We start from the raw sequence: 19684 nt of genomic DNA, 5'->3' as shown, positions 1-19684 counted from the left end.
CATTGTAGCGAAAACCGCGCTAAAAGGCTGTTAACGAATCTTTTACCCACTCGCGTCAGGCGCTGATATTGCGCAAATGAGTATGGTATAGTCACCTTGCTAAACAAGATTTAACTTCGTAGGCTTAGACTTGCATCCACGGTTAAGTCAGAATGCTGACAGGAGGGCATGTGGAAAAATATTGTGAGTTAGTACGCAAGCGGTATGCGGAAATCGCCAGCGGAGACTTAGGGTATGTCCCGGATGCGCTGGGTTGTGTATTGAAAGTGCTTAATGAAGTGGCGGCAGATAGCGCCCTTTCAGAGTCGGTCAGGGAAAAGGCAGCTTATGCTGCCGCGAACTTACTGGTGAGCGATTATGTCAATGAATGAAACGTATCAACCCATTAATTGCGATGACTACGATAGTCTTGAGCTTGCCTGCATGCATCATTTAATACTGACGCTAACGTTAAAAGATGGCGAGGTTTTGCAGGCAAAAGCGAACGATTTGATCTTACGTAAAAACGTAGAATATCTGCTTGCCGAGGTTTCCGGCGAGTCTTGTGAGCTTCGTCTCGATAAAATCGCCAGTTTCAGCCACCCGGAAATTGGTACCGTGGTAGTTAGCGAATCCTGAGTATTTTGTTGCCGGATGGTGGTGCAAGCACCTTATCCGGCCTACGTTCCATGCGATACGTAGGCCTGATAAGCGCAGCGCCATCAGGCATGCCAAACCAGACTCACCCCTTCTTTATCTTCTGCTGCTCCCTCACGCGTCACAAAAACACCCGCAGCCGCAATCAGCGTTTCGCCGTAAAACAACAGCGGCGTGGTGTCTCGTCGCCAAGGCGGGATCCCCTGCTCCTGCCAGATTTTCTTTAATTTACGTCCGCCGTTACGCCCGACAATATGTAGTACGCCTGGCGCTTTAAAACGAATGCTGATGGATTCTTCCTCTCGCGGTCGGCGCAGTTCGCCGCCAGGAGCGAGCTGTACCGTCCCTAAGCCGGCAGGCAGCGCCAGCGGTGTTTGCCAGACGGGCCAGGCGACCGTCGTTTCGTGTTGTCCGGCTACGGTTTTAATCCACCACAGTTGCGACTGATAACGGCGAATCTCGTGATCGCCAAAGCGTAAACAGGGAGAGGCATCGTCGCGCGCCAGCGCCACCTCCTGCCAGATACGTTCCAGCGCGTCGCGAGAGGGCATCGGCGCATTACGCATCGCCAGCCAGCGACGCAAAATCGCCGCCCGCCGCACATCGCTCATCGACATTAATGGAGAGAGCCGCAATGTTCCCTCCGCCGTGATACAGTCCGTAAGATCGCTGGCCAGAAGCTCGTCCAGCAGCCTTTCTTGCTCGGCGCAGAGCGTCGCGCTACGGGCTACCGCCGCAGGAAAATGCGGCCAGCGCTGCTGTAAGAGCGGAAGCGCGCGCAGGCGTAAAAAATTGCGATCGTAGGCGTCATCCTGATTGCTTTCATCTTCAATCCAGCATAAGCCATGCCGCACAGCCCACTGTTCCAGCGTCTTCCGCGTTTCTCTCAACAGCGGGCGAAGAAGCAGAGTTCCGGCAAAAGGCGAGCATTCTCCCATCGCGGAAAGTCCGGCCGGACCGCTGCCGCGCTTTAACGCCAGCAGGAATGTTTCACACTGATCGTCAAGGTGCTGCGCGGTTGCCAGCACTTCGCCAGGCAATAGCGTCTGTGCGAACGCCCGGTAGCGCGCTTCACGCGCATGGGCCTCGATACCCAGGCCATTATCTGCCAGCGTCACCCGCTCCACTACCAGCGGAACCTGCCAGCGTTCGCATACGGTTTCGCAATGCCGCACCCAGCTATCAGCATGAGGGCTTAAACCGTGATGAATATGGATAGCACGCAGCGTAACGTCAGGATGGCGTTCTCGCCACAACACCAGTTGATGCAGAAGCACCGTAGAATCCAGGCCGCCGCTAAAGGCAGCCAGAATACGGCAAGAAGAGAGTAACGAGGTATTCAACGTGAGAGTGGTCATGATCCATGCTTATAGTGACTTAGCCCGGCAACGTTACCTGGCGAGCGTCTTAATGACAAGCCTTACTGCTCATACAGCTCAAGCGGTAAACCGTCCGGATCGTTGAAAAAAGTAAAGCGCTTCCCGGTATACGGATCGATGCGTATCGGTTCGCACTTAACCTGATGCTTTTCCAGATGCGCAACGGCGTTTTCCACATTTTCCACGCTGAAAGCCAGATGGCGCAGGCCGCAGGCTTCAGGTCGGCTTGGACGCGCCGGAGGGAAGGGAAAAGAGAAAAGCTCAATCACATACTGCCCGTTTAGCGCCAAATCGCCCTTCCACGAGTCACGCTCTTCCCGCCAAACTTCGCTTAACAGATCGAACCCCAGAATATCGCAGTAAAACGCCTTGCTCACCGCATAGTCTGTCGCAATGATCGCGATGTGATGAACCTGTTTTAATCCCAGCATAGCGTCTCCTTTATTGATTATCAGTACGTTACTCGTCACATTCCCGTCAGGCAAGCTAACAGGCGTGTTTTAAGACTCGTACCTGGTACACCCCGTCTTCATTCCGTTTCGCGCCGTGAATATCCGTTTCAAAACCGGGATAATGCTGGCCAATCGAGCAGAGCATCAGCAGAAAATCGAGCACGGCCCGACTCTGTTGCGTAATCCTCTCGCCGGGCATCAACAGCGGAACGCCTGGCGGATAAGGCAGGAGCATATTCGCGGAAACGCGCCCTGGCAGTTGATCGAGCGCCACGGTTTCCACCTCGCCTTTGATCTGACGCTGCCAGGCCTGGTGCGGGGTCATGATCATCTCCGGTAAAACCTCGAACGCCCGCAGCATCAGCCCCGGAAGATCGTGCTGGCGGATCAGTTTATGGATCCCCTGCGCCAGATCCTGAATGCGCATATTGCGGTAAAAATCCGGATCTTCCGCATACAGATTCGGCAACATATTTTTGACGCGCAGGTTAAGATCGTAGGCGCGTTTAAATTCCGTCAGTCCGCGCAGCAGCCCCATCGCACGGGTCTTATCAATCCCTATGCTGAACAAAAACAGCAGATTATACGGCCCGGTTTTTTCCACCACCACGCCTCGCTCATCGAGGAACTTCGCCACCAGCGCGGCGGGTATCCCCTCTTCGCTCATGTTGCCCTGTTCATCCATCCCCGGCGTCAGGATTGTCACCTTAACCGGATCGAGGAACATATGATCGTCATCGGCATCGGCGAAGCCATGCCAGGTTTCTCCCGGCGTGACCGGCCAGCATTCGGCCTCATCAACCTCTTCCGGCTGCCAGATATCAAAGAACCAGCTATCGGACTCTTCACGTAGCCGCTGTACCTCTTTACGAAAATGGAGCGCCCGCTCCACCGAACGATTAATCAATCTTTTCCCTGGATTGCCGCGCAGCATCGCCGCTGCGGTCTCGATAGAGGCGACAATGGGATAGCTCGGCGATGTGGAAGTGTGCATCATAAACGCTTCGTTAAACGTCTCTTCGTCATATTCCCCTTTGATATGAATAAGCGACGCCTGCGAAAAAGCCGCCAGCATTTTATGGGTGGATTGCGTTTCGAAAATCACTTTTCCGGGCACCCGATCGCCGCTCATCCCGCTTTTCCCCTGGTAGATCGGATGGAAATGGGTATAGGGTACCCAGGCGGAATCAAAATGGATCGAGGGAACATCCAGCATCTGCTTGATCCAGTTAGTGTTATACAGCAGACCATCGTAAGTAGAATTGGTGATAACCGCATGAACTGGCCATTGCGCCTGCGCGGTTTCCGCCACCTTACGCGCAATGCTGTCGCGGGTAAATTCACGCTTAGGAATACCGCCGAGAATACCGAGCGCATTGCGCGTCGGCTTCAACCAGAGAGGCACCACATCGCTCATCATCAGCAAATGCGCCAGCGATTTATGGCAATTGCGATCAATAAGTAGCGTACTTCCCGCAGGCGCGGCATACATACCGACAATTTTATTCGAGGTCGACGTACCGTTCGTCACCATATAACTCTGCTCGGCGCCAAAAGTACGGGCGATATACTCTTCCGCTTCCAGATGCGGCCCGGTGTGATCCAGCAGCGATCCCAGTTCAGTCACCGAAATCGACACATCGGCCTTTAAGGTATTGCCGCCAAAAAAGTCATAAAACAGACAGCCTGGCGGGCTTTTCTGATACGCCGTTCCCGCCATATGACCCGGCGTACAAAAGGTATATTTTCCTTCTTTGGCGTAGGTAAACAGCGCTTTGGTAAACGGCGGCGTAATATTATCGAGATATTCGTTTGTATATTGATGAATGCGCGTCGCGATATCTTCAGCCAGCCCCAATGCATACTCAAAAAACCACAGTGCCATGCGCATATCGTGAACGCTAACGTCCAGCGTGGAGTTGGTATTGATAAAGGCGTAGAGAGGAAGGTATTCATTTAGCTGGTTGATTTCGCTACAAAGGTCGAGACTGTATTCATCCCAGTCAAAAATAACGCCGCAGATGCGCGGGTTATGTTCAATAAACTTCAACAAGTCAACGCTATTTTGCGGCCAGATAATTTGAAATCCCAGGGATTGTAATGCACGCTCAAGCTCCTTGATGGGTTCATCTTTATAATAAACCCCGTGCGGCCCCATAATGGCGATGATGTTCATGCTTTCTCCTGAAAAAACCTGAGATAAGCATAGTAACAATCCTGCCGATGCAAAGCACCGACAGGATTTATCTTATTACAATGCGTTCCATGCATCGGCCCAGGCAATCCCTACGCCGGGCTCATAGTAGGCAGGCGCAACATTACACCATGAGCCTTCCGGGAACGGTTTGCACTGGTACAATGCGCCATTACTATTAACGATGTCGCCCGGATTCCATTTCTGGCTGCTGCTCCAGGCAGGGTAGCTGGTGGTCTTATCTTCGTCATCCGCAGCGGCGGCCTTCGCTTTCACATTCAGCGTATAAACCGCTGTACTGGAGAGCGTACCGTCGCTAACGGTCAGATTCACCACATACTGGGTGTTCTGAGTGACATCCGGCGCGTTGAAAATCACAACGGCTTTATCCTGGCCGCTCAGCGTTTTGCCATCCTGCGACATCCAGGTATAGGTGAGCTTGTCGCCATTCGCGTCGGTCGATCCTTCCGCGCTGAGTGAAACCGGGCTACCGGCTTCCACCGCCCCGACTGGCCCGGCAATGCGCGCGACTGGCGCCACGTTTTCATCCGTCACTGGCGCCGGAGTTGGCGTGACATCCGGTTCAGTGGTTCCGTTATCATCGACGACATTAACGTTGAAATAATGCTGTACACATTTCGTGTAGTCGCCCTCTTTAAAGGCGGTATACGGCGTCTGATATCCCACTAACTGGCAGGAATAGGTTTTACCGTCCGCAGTATCGGCGCTCCAGCCCCAGTCTTGTTCCCAATAGATCGGTAACGCGCCAGCGCCGCCTTCATCGAACTGCTTCATCTTTTTACAGCCCAACACTTCGTCCGCCGGCACCGGCACTTTCAGGTAGTTGGCAAACTCTTTGTAGTAGGCGATGCGGTTAAGCGACTGCGCATTCTCATCTGCGCCGCCGCACTCCACGCCGCCATTGATGATTTGAATGGTGACGCCGAAACCTGATACCAGGCCGTTTGCTTTATCGCGATCGTTTGGCTGCCAGGTACCGTCAATCACATGTAGCATAGACGGCTTCGGCGGCTGCGGATACACAAAGAAGAAGACGGCGCTCGCCAGGTTCATCCAGGTATCCGCCACCAGCTCGGGTTTATCCAGCAGAGGGCGAACGTCGCCATACATCGCGTCAGAGAAAGGCCCATAGTTGTAGTTATAAGAAAGCTGTTTTGCCCCGCGACCAAAATAGCTGAGGAAATCGCCGTCCTTATCTTTACCGCACGGCCAGGTCTGGCCCTGCCATACATCCGGGTTACATTCGCCGTTGTAGCCGCCTTTCTGCCCTTCAGTCCAGCCGACTTCGCGCAGATAGACCAGCGCCTGACGCCATTCCGGAATGTCACGCCAGCTTTCGTGACCGCCCGTCTCCTGGGCAAAATGCGCAAACATAGTAGCCAGGGTTTTACGGCAGATAGCGTCGCTATCGCGTCCATCGGTGTAGGTACCACAAACCGCCGGGAATTTACCTATCGCTTTCAGGAAGTTAGAGTAAGTGTATTCCGGCGCGCGCATCGGGAACAGATAATCCCAGTCGGCCTCTTTCAGAATACTTTCAACGCGTTTTACGTTTGCCGGGTTAGCGGCGCGCCCCGGTTCGATTTGTTCGACCGCGCTGTTATCCAACGTCTGGATAGAGGATTTCACGGCCTCCATTAACGGAAAATCCGTCAGCGCTTTCTCTTTCGCCGCCAGATCGCTGGCGTTAATGGTCATTGGCTCACTACTGCTAAGCAGCGGCGCGGCCTGCGCACCGGATAAGCTCAACATGATCCCTGCCGCTACGGCGCTGAGCGCCAGTGTTTTTTGCAATCCCATAATTTTCTCCTTGAAGGGTAGTTCACTGCCTGCCCTGGCCACACGCCTGGCAGTTGATACAGTGTCAGGGAGAACATGCCGTTGCGTTTAATCACATCAGCTCATCGGCGTCTCATTTTTCCTCGACCAAAAAAAAAGAGGCCGGATTATCCGGCCTCTTGGGAAAAATGAGGTAAATGATTAGGCGTAACCGTAGCTCATCAAACGCTGGTAACGACGGTTTTTTAAATCATCGGTGCTTAACACATCGAGATCGGCTAAATCTTCCAGCAGCTGCGCTTTTAGCGATGCCGCCATCGCTTCCGGATTACGGTGCGCGCCGCCCAGCGGCTCCGGAATGATGGAATCGATTAGCTTCAGCTCTTTCAGACGCGGCGCGATGATGCCCATTGCTTCAGCAGCCAATGGCGCTTTGTCGGCGCTCTTCCACAAAATAGAGGCGCAACCTTCCGGGGAGATAACGGAATAGGTGCTGTATTGCAGCATATTCACTTTATCACCCACGCCAATCGCCAATGCGCCGCCGGAGCCGCCTTCGCCAATCACGGTGCAGATGACCGGTACGTTCAGACGAGACATCTCACGCAGGTTGCGGGCGATAGCTTCAGACTGACCACGCTCTTCCGCGCCCACGCCAGGGTAAGCGCCCGGGGTGTCGATGAAGGTGATAATCGGCATGTTGAAGCGTTCAGCCATTTCCATCAGACGCAGCGCTTTGCGGTAGCCTTCCGGCGCTGGCATGCCAAAGTTACGACGAATTTTTTCTTTGGTTTCACGACCTTTCTGATGACCAATGATCATCACCGGTCGCCCTTCCAGACGCGCGATACCGCCGACGATGGCTTTGTCATCAGCATAGGCGCGATCGCCCGCCAGCTCATCAAACTCATCAAACGCCAGACGGACATAATCCAGGGTGTACGGACGCTGCGGATGGCGCGCCAGTTGGGCTACCTGCCATGCGCCGAGATCGGCGAAGATTTTGCGCGTCAGTTCTACGCTTTTTTCGCGCAGGCGATGGACTTCTTCATCGATATTAATATCCAGTTTCTCATCCTGGCGGCTTACCGCAGTCAGAGAATCGATTTTCGCTTCCAGCTCTGCTATCGGCTGTTCAAAATCAAGGAAATTCAGACTCATAGTATTCCTGTATTAGTCAAACTCCAGTTCCACCTGCTCCGAACCAATGAGGCCACGCAGATCGTTAAGTAAACGATCGCTCGGAGAGACACGCCACGTTGCGCCAAAACGCAGCCGCGCACGCGCATCCGCCCTCTGATAGTAGAGATGTACTGGAATGGTCCCCGAGCGGTGGGGTTCCAGAGACTGACGGAGTCGGTTTAAAAGCTGGTCATCAATTTGCCTGTCCGTCAGCGAGATAGCAAGCCCGCGAGCGTATTTTTCGCGAGCTTCGTCAATATCCATCACTTCGCGGGCGGTCATTTTAAGCCCCCCGCTGAAGTCATCAAAGCTGACCTGTCCGCTGACGATAAGTATGCGGTCTTTTTCCAGCAACTGCTGGTATTTATCCAGCGCGTCGGTAAATAACATCACTTCCAGACGCCCGGAACGGTCATCCAGCGTACAGATGCCGATACGATTGCCGCGCTTGGTGACCATAACCCTTGCGGCAATCACGAGCCCCGCAGCCGTGGTGACTTTACCACGTTCTGTCGGATGCATGTCTTTGAGCCTTACCCCGCCGACATAGCGCTCAATTTCTTTTAAATACTGATTGATGGGGTGGCCCGTCAGGTACAGCCCCAACGTTTCACGTTCCCCATCTAACACCACCTGCTCCGGCCACGGCTGGCAGCTGGCATAGGATTGTTCGATTTGCTCCGGCTCTTCCGCCAGCACGCCGAACATATCCGCCTGACCGATAGCTTCCGCTTTAGCGTGCTGGTCGGCGGCTTTCAGCGCATCGCCCAATGAGTTCATCAGCGCGGCGCGGTGCGGCCCCAGGCGGTCGAACGCCCCGGACATGATCAGCTTTTCCAGCACCCGGCGGTTGAGCTTTTTGGTATCGGTCCGCGCGCACAGATCAAACAGCTCGCGGAAATAGCCGCCCTGATTACGCGCGTCGATGATCGCTTCGATCGGCCCTTCGCCGACGCCTTTGATCGCGCCGATGCCGTAGACGATCTCGCCCTCATCATTAACGTGGAAATGGTACAATCCGGAGTTAATATCCGGCGGTAGAATTTTCAGTCCCATCCGCCAGCACTCGTCCACCAGGCCGACGACCTTCTCGGTGTTATCCATATCGGCAGTCATCACCGCCGCCATAAATTCAGCCGGATAGTGCGCCTTTAGCCATAGCGTCTGGTAAGAAACCAGCGCATAAGCGGCGGAGTGCGATTTGTTAAACCCGTAACCGGCGAATTTCTCCACCAGGTCAAAGATTTTCATCGCCAGTTCGCCGTCGATACCGTTCTTTTTCGCGCCCTCTTCAAAAACGGAACGCTGTTTGGCCATCTCCTCCGGCTTTTTCTTACCCATCGCACGACGCAGCATATCCGCGCCGCCGAGAGTATACCCGGAAAGTACCTGGGCAATCTGCATCACCTGTTCCTGATACAGAATGATGCCGTAGGTCGGCTCCAGTACCGGCTTCAGGCTTTCATGCTGCCACTGAACGTCCGGGTAAGAGAGTTCTTCACGACCGTGCTTACGGTCGATAAAGTTATCTACCATCCCTGACTGCAACGGGCCGGGACGGAACAGGGCCACCAGTGCGATCATATCTTCAAAGCAGTCCGGCTGCAGACGTTTGATCAGATCTTTCATGCCGCGCGATTCAAGCTGGAAGACCGCCGTGGTTTCCGAGCGCTGCAGCATGTCGAAGCTTTTCTTGTCATCCAGCGGAATGGCGGCGATATCCAGCGGCGGCTCGCCGTTTTTCTCGCGCCGCTTGTTGATCATCTCCAGCGCCCAGTTGATGATGGTCAGCGTACGCAAACCGAGGAAGTCGAACTTCACCAGCCCGGCATATTCCACGTCACTTTTATCAAACTGGGTAACCGGATGCTTGCCCTCTTCATCGCAGTACAGCGGCGCAAAGTCGGTAATTTTGGTCGGCGCGATGACCACGCCGCCAGCGTGCTTACCGGCGTTACGCGTGACGCCTTCGAGCTTACGCGCCATATCGATCAGCGCTCTGACCTCTTCATCCGCCTCGTAAATTTCCGGCAGTTGCGGTTCCGCTTCAAAGGCTTTTGCCAGCGTCATGCCCGGATCGGGCGGCACCAGCTTCGAGATACGATCGACAAAACCGTACGGATGCCCCAGCACGCGGCCCACATCGCGGATAACGGCTTTCGCCGCCATCGTACCGAAGGTGATAATTTGCGATACCGCATCACGCCCGTACATATCTGCGACGTGTTCAATCACCTGGTCGCGTTTCTCCATACAGAAGTCAACGTCGAAGTCAGGCATCGAGACACGTTCCGGGTTCAGGAAACGTTCGAACAGCAGGTCAAATTCCAGCGGATCAAGGTCGGTAATTTTCAGCGCGTAGGCCACCAGCGAACCAGCCCCGGAACCACGTCCCGGCCCTACCGGCACGCCGTTATCTTTTGACCACTGGATAAACTCCATCACGATGAGGAAGTAGCCAGGGAACCCCATCTGGTTGATAACCTGTAGTTCAATATCCAGACGCTCGTCATATTCCGGGCGACGCTTTTTGCGCTCTTCTTCGTCCGGAAACAGGAAAGCCAGACGCTCTTCCAGCCCCTCTTTCGATTTTTTGACCAGATAATCTTCGGTGGTCATATCGCCGGTCGGGAACTGCGGCAGGAAATATTCACCCAGACGCACCGTTACGTTGCAGCGTTTGGCAATCTCCACCGTATTTTCCAGCGCCTCCGGAATATCGGAGAACAGCTCGCACATTTCTTCTTCACTGCGCATATACTGCTGCGGTGAATAATTGCGTGGACGTTTAGGATCGTCGAGCGTGAAACCGTCGTGGATCGCGACACGAATCTCATGGGCGTCAAAATCATCGCTTTCAAGGAAACGGACATCGTTTGTCGCGACAACCGGCAAACCACGTGCCTCAGCCAGTTCAACCGCAGCATGGAGATAGGTCTCTTCGTCCTGTCTGCCGGTACGGATCAGTTCCAGGAAGTAGCGATCGGGAAAATGCGTTTCATAGAAAGCAACGCACTCCTCCACCAGCGCCTGGTTGCCGCGTAGCAGACAGCGGCCTACGTCGCCCATGCGTCCGCCGGAAATCAGAATCAAACCTTCTTTAAGCTCTACCAACCAGTCGCGCTCGATAATCGGGCCTGCCGCGCCGTAGCCGCGCTGATACGCTTTCGAGATCAGCAACGTCAAGTTCTGGTATCCCGTATTATTCGCCGCCAGTACCGTCAGATGAGTCAGCTCATCTCCCAGCAGTTCGTTGTGAACGTTAAAGTCCGCCCCGACGATGGGTTTAATGCCCGCGCCATGACCCGCTCCGTAGAACTTCACCAGACCGCAGAGGTTGGTAAAATCGGTGATCGCCAGCGCAGGCATACCTAATGAGGCCGCCTTTTTCACCAGCGGCCCGGTCTTCGCCAGCCCATCGATCATAGAGTAGTCGCTGTGCACCCGCAGGTGAACGAAACGTGGTTCAGACATCTTCAGATTTCTCGATACAAGAGTCAGGACACAAGTCCCAGAGCGCGTTTAACAGGCGCAAAACTGCGTCGGTGGTGCGCCGTCGCGCCATACTGGGCCAACTTTTCCAGATGAAAAGCGGTTGGATAGCCTTTGTGCTGCGCAAAGCCATACTGAGGAAAAACGATATCCAGCGCCGCCATTTCTGCATCGCGGGTGACTTTCGCCAGAATAGACGCCGCGCTAATCTCCGCCACGCGGCTGTCGCCTTTCACCACGGCCATTGACGGCACAGGCAGTTCCGGACAGCGATTGCCGTCGATCAGCACATATTCTGGCGCAATATGCAGACCAGCGACAGCGCGCTGCATGGCGAGCATGGTGGCGTGCAAAATATTCAGCTCATCAATTTCATGCGCTTCCGCGCGTCCCAGACTCCAGCTTAACGCCTTTTCTTTAATCTCGTCATACAATGACAGACGACGCTTTTCAGACAATTTTTTGGAATCATTCAGACCGACGATCGGACGAGCCGGATCGAGGATCACGGCGGCGGTCACTACGGCGCCCACCAGCGGGCCACGGCCCACTTCATCCACACCCGCCACTAAATGGGTGTGTGGATAAACAAATTCGATCATTGTGCTAACTCCAGGACGGCATCTGCCGCCTGCTCATCGGCATTACAGCGGATCTGCTGATGCAGCTCACGGAAGGTGTCGTGCATCGCATGGCTGGTTTTACCGTTCGCCAGTAGCGGCAACAGCGCTTCGGCGAGTTTTTGCGGTTCGCACTCTTCCTGCAACAGCTCTTTGACTAATTCTCTTCCCGCCAGCAGGTTAGGCAAAGACACATACTCCGTTTTCACCAGACGTTTCGCCAGCCAGAAAGTGAAGGGCTTCATACGATACCCCACGACCATCGGGCATTTTGCCAGCATACACTCCAGCGCCGCCGTACCCGAGGCCAGCAACGCCGCGTCGCTGGCGATCATCGCCTCGCGCGCCATGCCGTCCAGCAAATGAACGGCGAGATCCGGCGCAACCTCCGCTTTAATTTTTTCAAACTGCTCGCGGCGTTTCGCGTTTACCAGCGGCACGACCACTTCCAGATCGGGATAGCGCTGTCGCAGCAATTGCGCGGTTTTCAGGAAGTCGGCGCTGAGCATTTCCACTTCCGCGCCACGGCTGCCTGGCAGTAGCGCCAGACAATGGGCGTCATGCGGGATACCCAGCACGTCGCGCGCCGCATTTTTATCCGGGTCCAGCGGCATGGCATCCGCCATGGTGTGACCGATAAAGCGGCACGGGACGTTAAATTTATCGTAAAACGCTTTTTCGAAAGGCAGAAAAGCCAGCACCATATGGGTGGATCTGCCTATTTTGAAAACGCGTTTCTGTCGCCAGGCCCAAACGGACGGGCTGACATAATGAATGGTCTTAATCCCTTGTTTTTTCAGATTACCTTCGAGGGTAATATTGAAATCAGGGGCGTCAATCCCGACAAAGACATCGGGCTTGAGTTCGGTAAAACGGCGGGTCAGATCGGCGCGGATATGCAACAAACGGCGTAAACGTCCGAGCACTTCAACAATGCCCATGACCGCCAGCTCTTCCATCTCGTACCAGGCTTCACACCCTTCGGCCTGCATACGCGGCCCCGCAACGCCCACAAAACGGGCGTTGGGTACGCGCGCTTTCAGCGCACGAATTAAGCCTGCGCCAAGAATATCGCCGGACGTTTCACCGGCGACCAGGGCAATCGTTAAAGGACGCTGTGCCGCCATTAACGAATCGGACCGCGCGTTGAACGCTCAAAGAACTCGGTAAACGCCTTCACTTCCGGATGCTTTTCAGCAAGTTCAGCGATTTCCAGCTTCGCTTCGTCGAGCGTTTTACCACTGCGGTACAACAGTTTGTAGGCATTACGAATCGCCACCAGCCCTTCACGGCTAAAGCCGCGACGCTTCAGCCCTTCGATATTTACCCCGAACGGCGTCGCATGGTTACCCTGCGCAATCACATACGGAGGGACATCCTGCGCCACGCCGGAGCAGCCGCCGACCATCACATGCGCACCGATAATGCAGAATTGATGAACTGCCGTCATACCGCCGATAATCGCAAAATCATCGACTGATACGTGCCCCGCCAGCGTGGCGTTGTTGGCGAGGATGCAGCGATTACCTACCGTACAATCATGTGCGACATGCGCATTGATCATCAGCAGGTTATCGCTACCCACCTTCGTCAACCCACCGCCCTGCACTGTACCACGATGAATGGTGACGCTTTCGCGGATGCGGTTACGATCGCCAATTTCCACACGGGTCGGCTCACCCGCATATTTCAGATCCTGGTTCACTTCACCGATGGAGGCAAACTGATAAATCTCGTTGTCGCGGCCGATTTTGGTTTGACCATTCACGACCACATGAGACTTCAGTACGGTTCCCTCACCAATTTCGACCTGCGGCCCAACAATACAAAAGGGACCAATGTGGGCATTAGCGCCAATTACAGCGCCGTCTTCCACAATGGCGGTAGGATGAATAAAGGCGGATTTATCAATCACGAATCAGGCCTCCCGGCTACGAGCACACATCATGGTTGCTTCGCACACGACTTTACCGTCGACCAGCGCAACCCCTTTAAAGCGGGTCAGGCCACGGCGCGTTTTCTCGAAAGTGACTTCCATGATCATCTGATCGCCTGGCACCACCGGACGCTTAAAGCGCGCTTCATCAATACCCGCGAAATAATACAGTTCGCCAGGTTCCAGTTTACCAACGCTTTTAAACGCCAGAATACCGGTTGCCTGCGCCATCGCTTCCAGAATCAGCACGCCTGGCAAAATCGGTTTGCCCGGGAAGTGTCCCTGGAAAAACGGCTCGTTGACGGAGACATTTTTCACCGCACGCAGAAAACGACCTTCTTCAAAGTCCAGCACGCGATCGACCAGTAAAAACGGAAAACGGTGCGGCAGAAGCTCTAAAATCTCTTCAATCTGCAGAGTATGAGTGTTAGTAGTCAAAATACTCTTCCTGTCCAAATATACAAAAAGGCAATAATAACACGGCCTGCCGCAATCGTATGAATGTGACAGGCCGGAAAAGAATGGCAACTACAAGGCGGAACGTTAGTCTTGTTGATTAACCTTGCGCTCAATCGCTTTGAGACGCTTGCTCATATCATCAATGTTCATCACCAGTGCAGCAGTTTTACGCCATACTTTGTTGGGTTGCAGCGGAATGCCTGAGGAGTAGACGCCCGGTTCCGTGATGGGACGCATCACCATACCCATGCCAGTTACCGTGACTTTGTCGCATATTTCCATATGCCCATTGATCACGCTGGCGCCGCCAATCATGCAGTAACGGCCAATCTTCAGGCTACCCGCCATAATGACGCCACCGGCAACTGCCGTATTGTCGCCAATCACGACGTTATGTGCAATCTGGCACTGATTATCAATAATCACGCCATTGCCAATAACAGTATCATCCAACGCGCCACGGTCAATGGTGGTACAAGCGCCGATCTCGACACGATCGCCAATAATGACCCGGCCCAGTTGTGGGATCTTCACCCAGTTGCCACGATCGTTAGCGTAGCCAAAACCGTCCGCGCCGATCACCGTACTGGACTGGATCAGGCAATTCTCACCGATCTGAATGTCGTGGTAAATCGTTACGTTCGCCCACAAGCGTGAACCCGCCCCGATTTTGCTATTTTTTCCGACGAAACAGCCTGCGCCGATAACCACGTTATCGCCCAGTTGTACGCCAGATTCAATCACCGCATTCGCGCCGACTGAAACATTGCTACCCAGCGTTGCCGTCGCATCAATCACGGCGCTTGCCGCGATATTCTGCGCGGGCTGCGGCGTAGTATCTAAAATTTGCGCCATGCGCGCGTAGGTCAGGTAGGGATTTTTAACTACCAGCGCCGCACTCTTAGCAAAAGGAAGATCGTCCTGCGTCATGACAACCGCAGAAGCCTGGCATAAACCTAAGTGTTCACGGTACTTAGGATTCACCATAAACGTAATGTGGCCTGTTGTTGCAGATTGCATGGACGCAACGCCGGTGATGACGATATCGCCATCACCGTGTAATTCTGCATCCAACTGTTCTGCTAAGTCAGCCAGTCGAATTGAAGGCATTACTTATTTAACCTGTTTCAGTACGTCAGCGGTGATGTCTTTCACATCGCTGCTGTTGTAAGCAACGGTGTTTGCGTCTACCACCAGATCGATACTCTGGTCGTTAGCCACTTTTTTCACCGCAGTCTGGATACGAGTCACCAGTTTGTTGCGTTCTTCGTTGGAACGACGAGCGCGATCTTTCTCAAAAGCCTGCGCTTTTTGCGCGAAAGTCTGGCGCTGAGACATCACGTCTTTTTCCAGCTTAGTACGATCGCTACCTGCTTTCATGGATTGCAGACGCTGCATTTTAGATTGCAGATCGGTTTCCATTTTTTGCAGTTCAGCCGCACGGCCTTTAAATTCGTTTTCCAGTGTATTGGATACACCCGTCTTCTGCGCAACCTGTTGGAACAGATTACCCATGTTGACGATTGCAATTTTGTCAGCAGCCTGTGCGGACGTTACCATCGCCAAACCAAGACCTGCAGCTAATAACCACTTTTTCACAATAAACTCCTTACCATCCCATTTGCACCCGAAGGTACAGCTCTTTGCGTGGCCTGGCGATCCCCGGGGGCATCGCCAAAAGTCATCGCTACACTACCAATGCATTCCTTTGCAGTGAACAATTACCAGGTTTTACCAATGTTAAACTGGAACTGCTCGGCTTTGTCTCCATCGTACTTTTTAAACGGCTGGGCGTAGGAGAAGACCAACGGCCCCAATGGGGACATCCATTGTAATGCGATACCCGCGGACATACGGATGTTGCCTGGATCGCTGTAATCCGGTACATCTGACGGCGCAGATGACGGATCCCAGTTCGTATCCCAAACGGTACCCATATCCCAGAAGAAGGAGGTACGAACCGAGTTGGCATACTTTTCGCTGATGAACGGCGTCGGGGTAATAAATTCCAGGCTGGCGACAGCCATGGCATTACCACCTACCGCATCATCTGATTTACAGCCTGAAGACTGAGTACAGGCTTCGTAATCATCATTGTTATCATTAGGATCGGTGTGAGCACCATAGCCATAAACCGCTTTCGGGCCGATAGTATTCGACTGGAAACCACGCACGGTACTGGAACCACCGGCATAGAAGTTCTCATAGAACGGCATTTCCTTGCCGCCTAAACCATCGCCGTAACCCCAGCGAGTACGCCCCAGAACCACCCACTTGTGATCGTTATCGATAGGCACATAGGTCGCGGTATCCAGCGACACTTTGTAGTATTCGTTGTCGGAACCTGGAATCGTCACTTTCCCCGTCAGATTGACGCGCGAACCGTCCGTCGGGAAATAACCACGGTCAAGCTTGTTATAGGTCCAGCCGTAGTTAAAGGTGAAGTCATCAGCGGCAAAACTGCTGGTATCAGCAGATTGTCCCATCGACTCAAGATAACGATCCATCGCGATCTGCGGCTGCATGTTGGACAGTTTGTTATGGACATAACCCAGACCAGCACGCAACGTGTTGTACTCGTTGATGGGGAAGCCAAGCGTCACATCCGTACCGTAACTCTTGTTGGTATAGTCGGATAGATCCGCGTCGTCCGCCTGGAAGTCGTTATAGAAGATACGACCACCGAGGCTCACGCCGTCAACGGTAAAGTATGGGTTAGTAACGGACAGTTCGCTGTAGGTCTGGTAGTCGTTTTTGGTGCCGTTAATCCCCACGGAATAACCGGTACCTAACCAGTTGTCCTGCTGAACGCCGGCCTGGAAGCTCACGCCGCTTTCTGTACCGTAACCGATACCGAAGTTGAAGCTACCGGTGTTACGCTCTTTCACCTTGTACACCACATCAACCTGATCCGGGCTCCCCGGAACGCGCTGCGTGTCGGTGTCGACGGTTTCAAAGAAGCCGAGACGGTTCAGACGCTCTTTCCCCTGGTCAACCAGGTCGCTGCCCAGCCACGCCCCTTCCATCTGGCGCATTTCACGGCGCAGAACGGAATCTTTTGAGGTATCGTTGCCTTCAAAGCGGATCTTACGCACGTAGAAACGGTTGCCCGCATCGACGTTCACGCGCAGTTTTACGGTTTTGTCAGCATCGTTAATTTCAGGCTGTGACTGCACGCGCGGATAGGCGTAACCATAGCGACCCAGAAGCTTTTTGATGTCATCTTCCATTTTGGTCACTTTGGTGCCGTTATAGAGCTCGCCCGGTTCAATTTTCGTCAGTTTCTCAATTTCAGCGGAATGTCCGGCCAGGTTACCGCTCACCTGAACCCCGGAAAGCTTGTACTGATCGCCTTCGGTGATATTGACGGTGATGTAGATCCCTTTCTTATCCGGCGTCAGACTCACTTGCGTGGAGTCAATATTGAAACGCGCGTAGCCGCGATCCAGATAGTAGCTGCGCAAGGTTTCAAGGTCGCCCGCCAGCTTCTGTTTCTGGTATTTACGATCGCCGACGACGTTCCACCACGGCACTTCGTCACGCAACTGGAAATGAGAAATGAGTTCTTCGGTGCTAAAGGCATGGTTACCGACGATGTTGATCTGTTGGATCTTCGCCGATACGCCCTCCTGGAACACCAGTTTAAGATCAACACGGTTGCGCGGCAGCGGCGTGACGACCGCCTTAACGCTGGCGCTGTATTTACCTACGCTATAGTAAAAGTCTTCCAGACCTTTTTCGATATCAGACAGAGTGGTGCGATCCAGAGACTCGCCAACACGTACGCCAGACGCTTCGAGGTTTTGCTTGAGCATGTCATCTTTCACCGACTTGTTCCCGGAGAAAGTGATGCTGGCAATGGTCGGACGTTCTTTTACCTGAACCAGAAGGGTATTACCATCGCGCAGGACGCGGACGTCCTCAAAGTTGCCGGTGGCGAACAGAGCGCGAATGGTGTTACTGATATCTTCATCATTAACCGTGTCGCCTGTGCGCACCGGCATACTGAGGAGAGCCGCACCAACGGCGACTCGCTGCAGGCCTTCGAAATGAATGTCCTTCACTACGAACCCTTCAGCACCGTATACGGTGGCGCTGCTGAACAGCAGCGACGCTATGAGCAACTTTTTCATCGCCATCGTTATTATGCGTTCTTCCTAACTAACTCTCTTACAACCGAGAGAAATCATTGAAAAGTGCAAGCCCCATTAACAACACCAGCAAAATCGAGCCAATGCGATAACTAAAGTCTTGAACCCGCTCGGATACCGGCCCGCCCTTAAGCTTTTCAATCGCCAGGAACAGCAGATGACCCCCGTCAAGAACGGGCAGCGGAAACAGGTTAATTATCCCTAAGTTCACGCTGATTAGCGCAAGGAACATCAGGTAATAAATCACCCCGAACTCCGCTGACATCCCAGCCCCCTGAGCGATAGAAATCGGCCCACTGAGGTTGTTCAGTTTCACATCACCGGTTATCAATTTACCCAGCATACTGACCGTCAGCTTCATCAACTGCCACGTCTTATCCGTGGCTTCGAGGATGGCGCTAAAAGGCCCATACTGGCGTATAGTCTTGTACTCTTCCGGCAGAGGAATAATTTTAGGCACCACGCCTGCAAACCCTTCCGCCTTTCCGTTAACCGATTTCGTATCCGGCGTTAACGTCAACGACAAGGCGCTCCCCTGCCTTTCAATCTCTAACGCTAACGGCTTACCGGGATTATCGCGTACAAACGTCACGAATTTCATCCACTGCGTTAACGGCTGACCATCGACTTTAACGATCCTGTCGCCCGCTTGCAAACCCGCTTTACTGGCTGCGGAATTCGCCTGCACTTCTGACAGTACCGGTTCAATCTGTGGCCCGCGGGGCCGAATCCCTAAAGAAGATACAGGATCTTGCTTATCAGGCTCAAATGCCCAGTGACGTAAATCAAGCGTTTTATCCTGCCGCTGGTCGCTACCAAACGGCGCGACGCTCACCGTCGTCTGCTGATCGCCAATTTTGGACACCAGTTGTAAACGCACGGCATCCCAATCAGGGGTTTCGATACCATCAACGGCTTTAAGTTCCGTACCAGGCGCAATTTGCGCCTGCGCAGCAATCGAGTTGGGCGTTATTTCGCCAATGACCGGACGAACGCCAGGGACGCCGATGATAAAGACCAGCCAGTAAGCAAAGATAGCAAAAATGAAGTTCGCAACCGGACCTGCGGCAATAATTGCGGCGCGCTGGCCCACCGTTTTGTTATTGAAGGCGTGACGACGCAATTCCGGCGCTACCGGTTCGGCGCGCTCATCCAGCATTTTGACGTAGCCGCCCAGCGGGATCAGGGCGATGACATACTCGGTGCCGTACCGATCGGTACGACGCCAGAGCGCTTTGCCAAAACCGATGGAAAAGCGCTCAACTCGCACACCGCAGCGCCGGGCAACCCAGAAATGACCAAATTCATGCACAGTGATCAGCACGCCCAGTGCGATGATGAATGCAGCCAGATTCCAGAGAATACTCAGCATAAAACCTTCCG

General features: G+C 53.7%; 16 protein-coding genes. 2 read left to right on the top strand and 14 right to left on the bottom strand.

The window, feature by feature from the left end:
* Positions 1-170 precede the first annotated feature (170 nt).
* Positions 171-371 (top strand): YaeP family protein, encoded by a 201-nt coding sequence (locus ACLJTG_RS16595; RefSeq protein ID WP_001518678.1) that lies wholly within the window; start codon positions 171-173, stop codon positions 369-371.
* The gene (gene rof / locus ACLJTG_RS16590; RefSeq protein WP_000062330.1) at positions 358-618 is read left to right on the top strand and encodes a Rho-binding antiterminator; all 261 of its coding nucleotides are present in this window, start codon (positions 358-360) and stop codon (positions 616-618) included. Before ACLJTG_RS16595 ends, rof begins: the two co-directional genes overlap by 14 nt.
* An 83-nt stretch (positions 619-701) precedes the next feature.
* Here rof and tilS read toward each other — a convergent pair whose 3' ends face one another.
* From tilS to rseP, 14 genes are all read right to left on the bottom strand, one after another.
* Complete coding sequence (tilS, locus tag ACLJTG_RS16585; protein WP_198898326.1) at positions 702-1994, bottom strand: tRNA lysidine(34) synthetase TilS; 1293 nt, start codon at positions 1992-1994, stop codon at positions 702-704.
* Between the two features lie 62 nt (positions 1995-2056).
* The gene (locus ACLJTG_RS16580) at positions 2057-2446 is read right to left on the bottom strand and encodes a VOC family protein (protein WP_000901088.1); all 390 of its coding nucleotides are present in this window, start codon (positions 2444-2446) and stop codon (positions 2057-2059) included.
* 55 nt (positions 2447-2501) lie between these two features.
* Complete coding sequence (gene ldcC / locus ACLJTG_RS16575; RefSeq protein WP_198898325.1) at positions 2502-4643, bottom strand: lysine decarboxylase LdcC; 2142 nt, start codon at positions 4641-4643, stop codon at positions 2502-2504.
* Positions 4644-4718: 75 nt separating this feature from the next.
* Complete coding sequence (locus ACLJTG_RS16570; RefSeq protein ID WP_000524168.1) at positions 4719-6482, bottom strand: chitinase; 1764 nt, start codon at positions 6480-6482, stop codon at positions 4719-4721.
* Between the two features lie 180 nt (positions 6483-6662).
* On the bottom strand, positions 6663-7622 hold the full coding sequence (gene accA / locus ACLJTG_RS16565; RefSeq protein ID WP_000055753.1) for an acetyl-CoA carboxylase carboxyl transferase subunit alpha: 960 nt from the start codon (positions 7620-7622) through the stop codon (positions 6663-6665).
* 12 nt (positions 7623-7634) lie between these two features.
* Positions 7635-11117: a DNA polymerase III subunit alpha gene (gene dnaE / locus ACLJTG_RS16560; protein ID WP_001294821.1), complete on the bottom strand. Its 3483-nt coding sequence runs from the start codon at positions 11115-11117 to the stop codon at positions 7635-7637.
* Between the two features lie 23 nt (positions 11118-11140).
* Positions 11141-11737 carry a ribonuclease HII gene (rnhB, locus tag ACLJTG_RS16555; protein WP_000569412.1) on the bottom strand — a complete coding sequence of 199 codons (597 nt, stop codon included), beginning with the start codon at positions 11735-11737 and terminating at the stop codon, positions 11141-11143.
* The gene (gene lpxB / locus ACLJTG_RS16550) at positions 11734-12882 is read right to left on the bottom strand and encodes a lipid-A-disaccharide synthase (RefSeq protein ID WP_000741216.1); all 1149 of its coding nucleotides are present in this window, start codon (positions 12880-12882) and stop codon (positions 11734-11736) included. The genes rnhB and lpxB overlap by 4 nt, the downstream gene beginning before the upstream one ends.
* Positions 12882-13670, bottom strand: a complete 789-nt coding sequence (gene lpxA, locus ACLJTG_RS16545) for an acyl-ACP--UDP-N-acetylglucosamine O-acyltransferase (protein WP_000565950.1) — start codon at positions 13668-13670, stop codon at positions 12882-12884. The genes lpxB and lpxA overlap by 1 nt, the downstream gene beginning before the upstream one ends.
* A 3-nt stretch (positions 13671-13673) precedes the next feature.
* On the bottom strand, positions 13674-14129 hold the full coding sequence (gene fabZ, locus ACLJTG_RS16540) for a 3-hydroxyacyl-ACP dehydratase FabZ (RefSeq protein WP_000210741.1): 456 nt from the start codon (positions 14127-14129) through the stop codon (positions 13674-13676).
* Between the two features lie 105 nt (positions 14130-14234).
* Positions 14235-15260, bottom strand: coding sequence for a UDP-3-O-(3-hydroxymyristoyl)glucosamine N-acyltransferase (gene lpxD / locus ACLJTG_RS16535; RefSeq protein ID WP_001139260.1), 1026 nt, complete (start codon positions 15258-15260; stop codon positions 14235-14237).
* A 3-nt stretch (positions 15261-15263) separates the two neighbouring features.
* Positions 15264-15749, bottom strand: coding sequence for a molecular chaperone Skp (gene skp / locus ACLJTG_RS16530; RefSeq protein ID WP_000758966.1), 486 nt, complete (start codon positions 15747-15749; stop codon positions 15264-15266).
* A gap of 122 nt (positions 15750-15871) precedes the next feature.
* On the bottom strand, positions 15872-18289 hold the full coding sequence (gene bamA, locus ACLJTG_RS16525; RefSeq protein WP_001240927.1) for an outer membrane protein assembly factor BamA: 2418 nt from the start codon (positions 18287-18289) through the stop codon (positions 15872-15874).
* A gap of 31 nt (positions 18290-18320) precedes the next feature.
* Positions 18321-19673 carry a sigma E protease regulator RseP gene (gene rseP / locus ACLJTG_RS16520; RefSeq protein WP_000949017.1) on the bottom strand — a complete coding sequence of 451 codons (1353 nt, stop codon included), beginning with the start codon at positions 19671-19673 and terminating at the stop codon, positions 18321-18323.
* Between the last annotated feature and the right edge of the window lie 11 nt (positions 19674-19684).

The organism is Salmonella sp. SAL00672, assembly GCF_046552175.1.
Taxonomy (GTDB): Bacteria; Pseudomonadota; Gammaproteobacteria; order Enterobacterales; family Enterobacteriaceae; genus Salmonella; species Salmonella enterica.
The sequence above is the reverse complement of the archived record's forward strand: the minus strand, read 5'-3'. Positions and strand labels throughout refer to the sequence as shown.

Bases quoted from the DNA above. Each gene is read 5' to 3' on its own strand.
- rseP (WP_000949017.1), bottom strand. From the start codon at position 19,673: ATGCTGAGTATTCTCTGGAATCTGGCTGCATTCATCATCGCACTGGGC.
- accA (WP_000055753.1), bottom strand. From the start codon at position 7,622: ATGAGTCTGAATTTCCTTGATTTTGAACAGCCGATAGCAGAGCTGGAA.
- lpxD (WP_001139260.1), bottom strand. From the start codon at position 15,260: ATGCCTTCAATTCGACTGGCTGACTTAGCAGAACAGTTGGATGCAGAA.
- dnaE (WP_001294821.1), bottom strand. From the start codon at position 11,117: ATGTCTGAACCACGTTTCGTTCACCTGCGGGTGCACAGCGACTACTCT.
- ACLJTG_RS16570 (WP_000524168.1), bottom strand. From the start codon at position 6,482: ATGGGATTGCAAAAAACACTGGCGCTCAGCGCCGTAGCGGCAGGGATC.
- ACLJTG_RS16580 (WP_000901088.1), bottom strand. From the start codon at position 2,446: ATGCTGGGATTAAAACAGGTTCATCACATCGCGATCATTGCGACAGAC.
- rnhB (WP_000569412.1), bottom strand. From the start codon at position 11,737: ATGATCGAATTTGTTTATCCACACACCCATTTAGTGGCGGGTGTGGAT.
- ldcC (WP_198898325.1), bottom strand. From the start codon at position 4,643: ATGAACATCATCGCCATTATGGGGCCGCACGGGGTTTATTATAAAGAT.
- lpxB (WP_000741216.1), bottom strand. From the start codon at position 12,882: ATGGCGGCACAGCGTCCTTTAACGATTGCCCTGGTCGCCGGTGAAACG.
- tilS (WP_198898326.1), bottom strand. From the start codon at position 1,994: ATGACCACTCTCACGTTGAATACCTCGTTACTCTCTTCTTGCCGTATT.
- rof (WP_000062330.1), top strand. From the start codon at position 358: ATGTCAATGAATGAAACGTATCAACCCATTAATTGCGATGACTACGAT.
- bamA (WP_001240927.1), bottom strand. From the start codon at position 18,289: ATGGCGATGAAAAAGTTGCTCATAGCGTCGCTGCTGTTCAGCAGCGCC.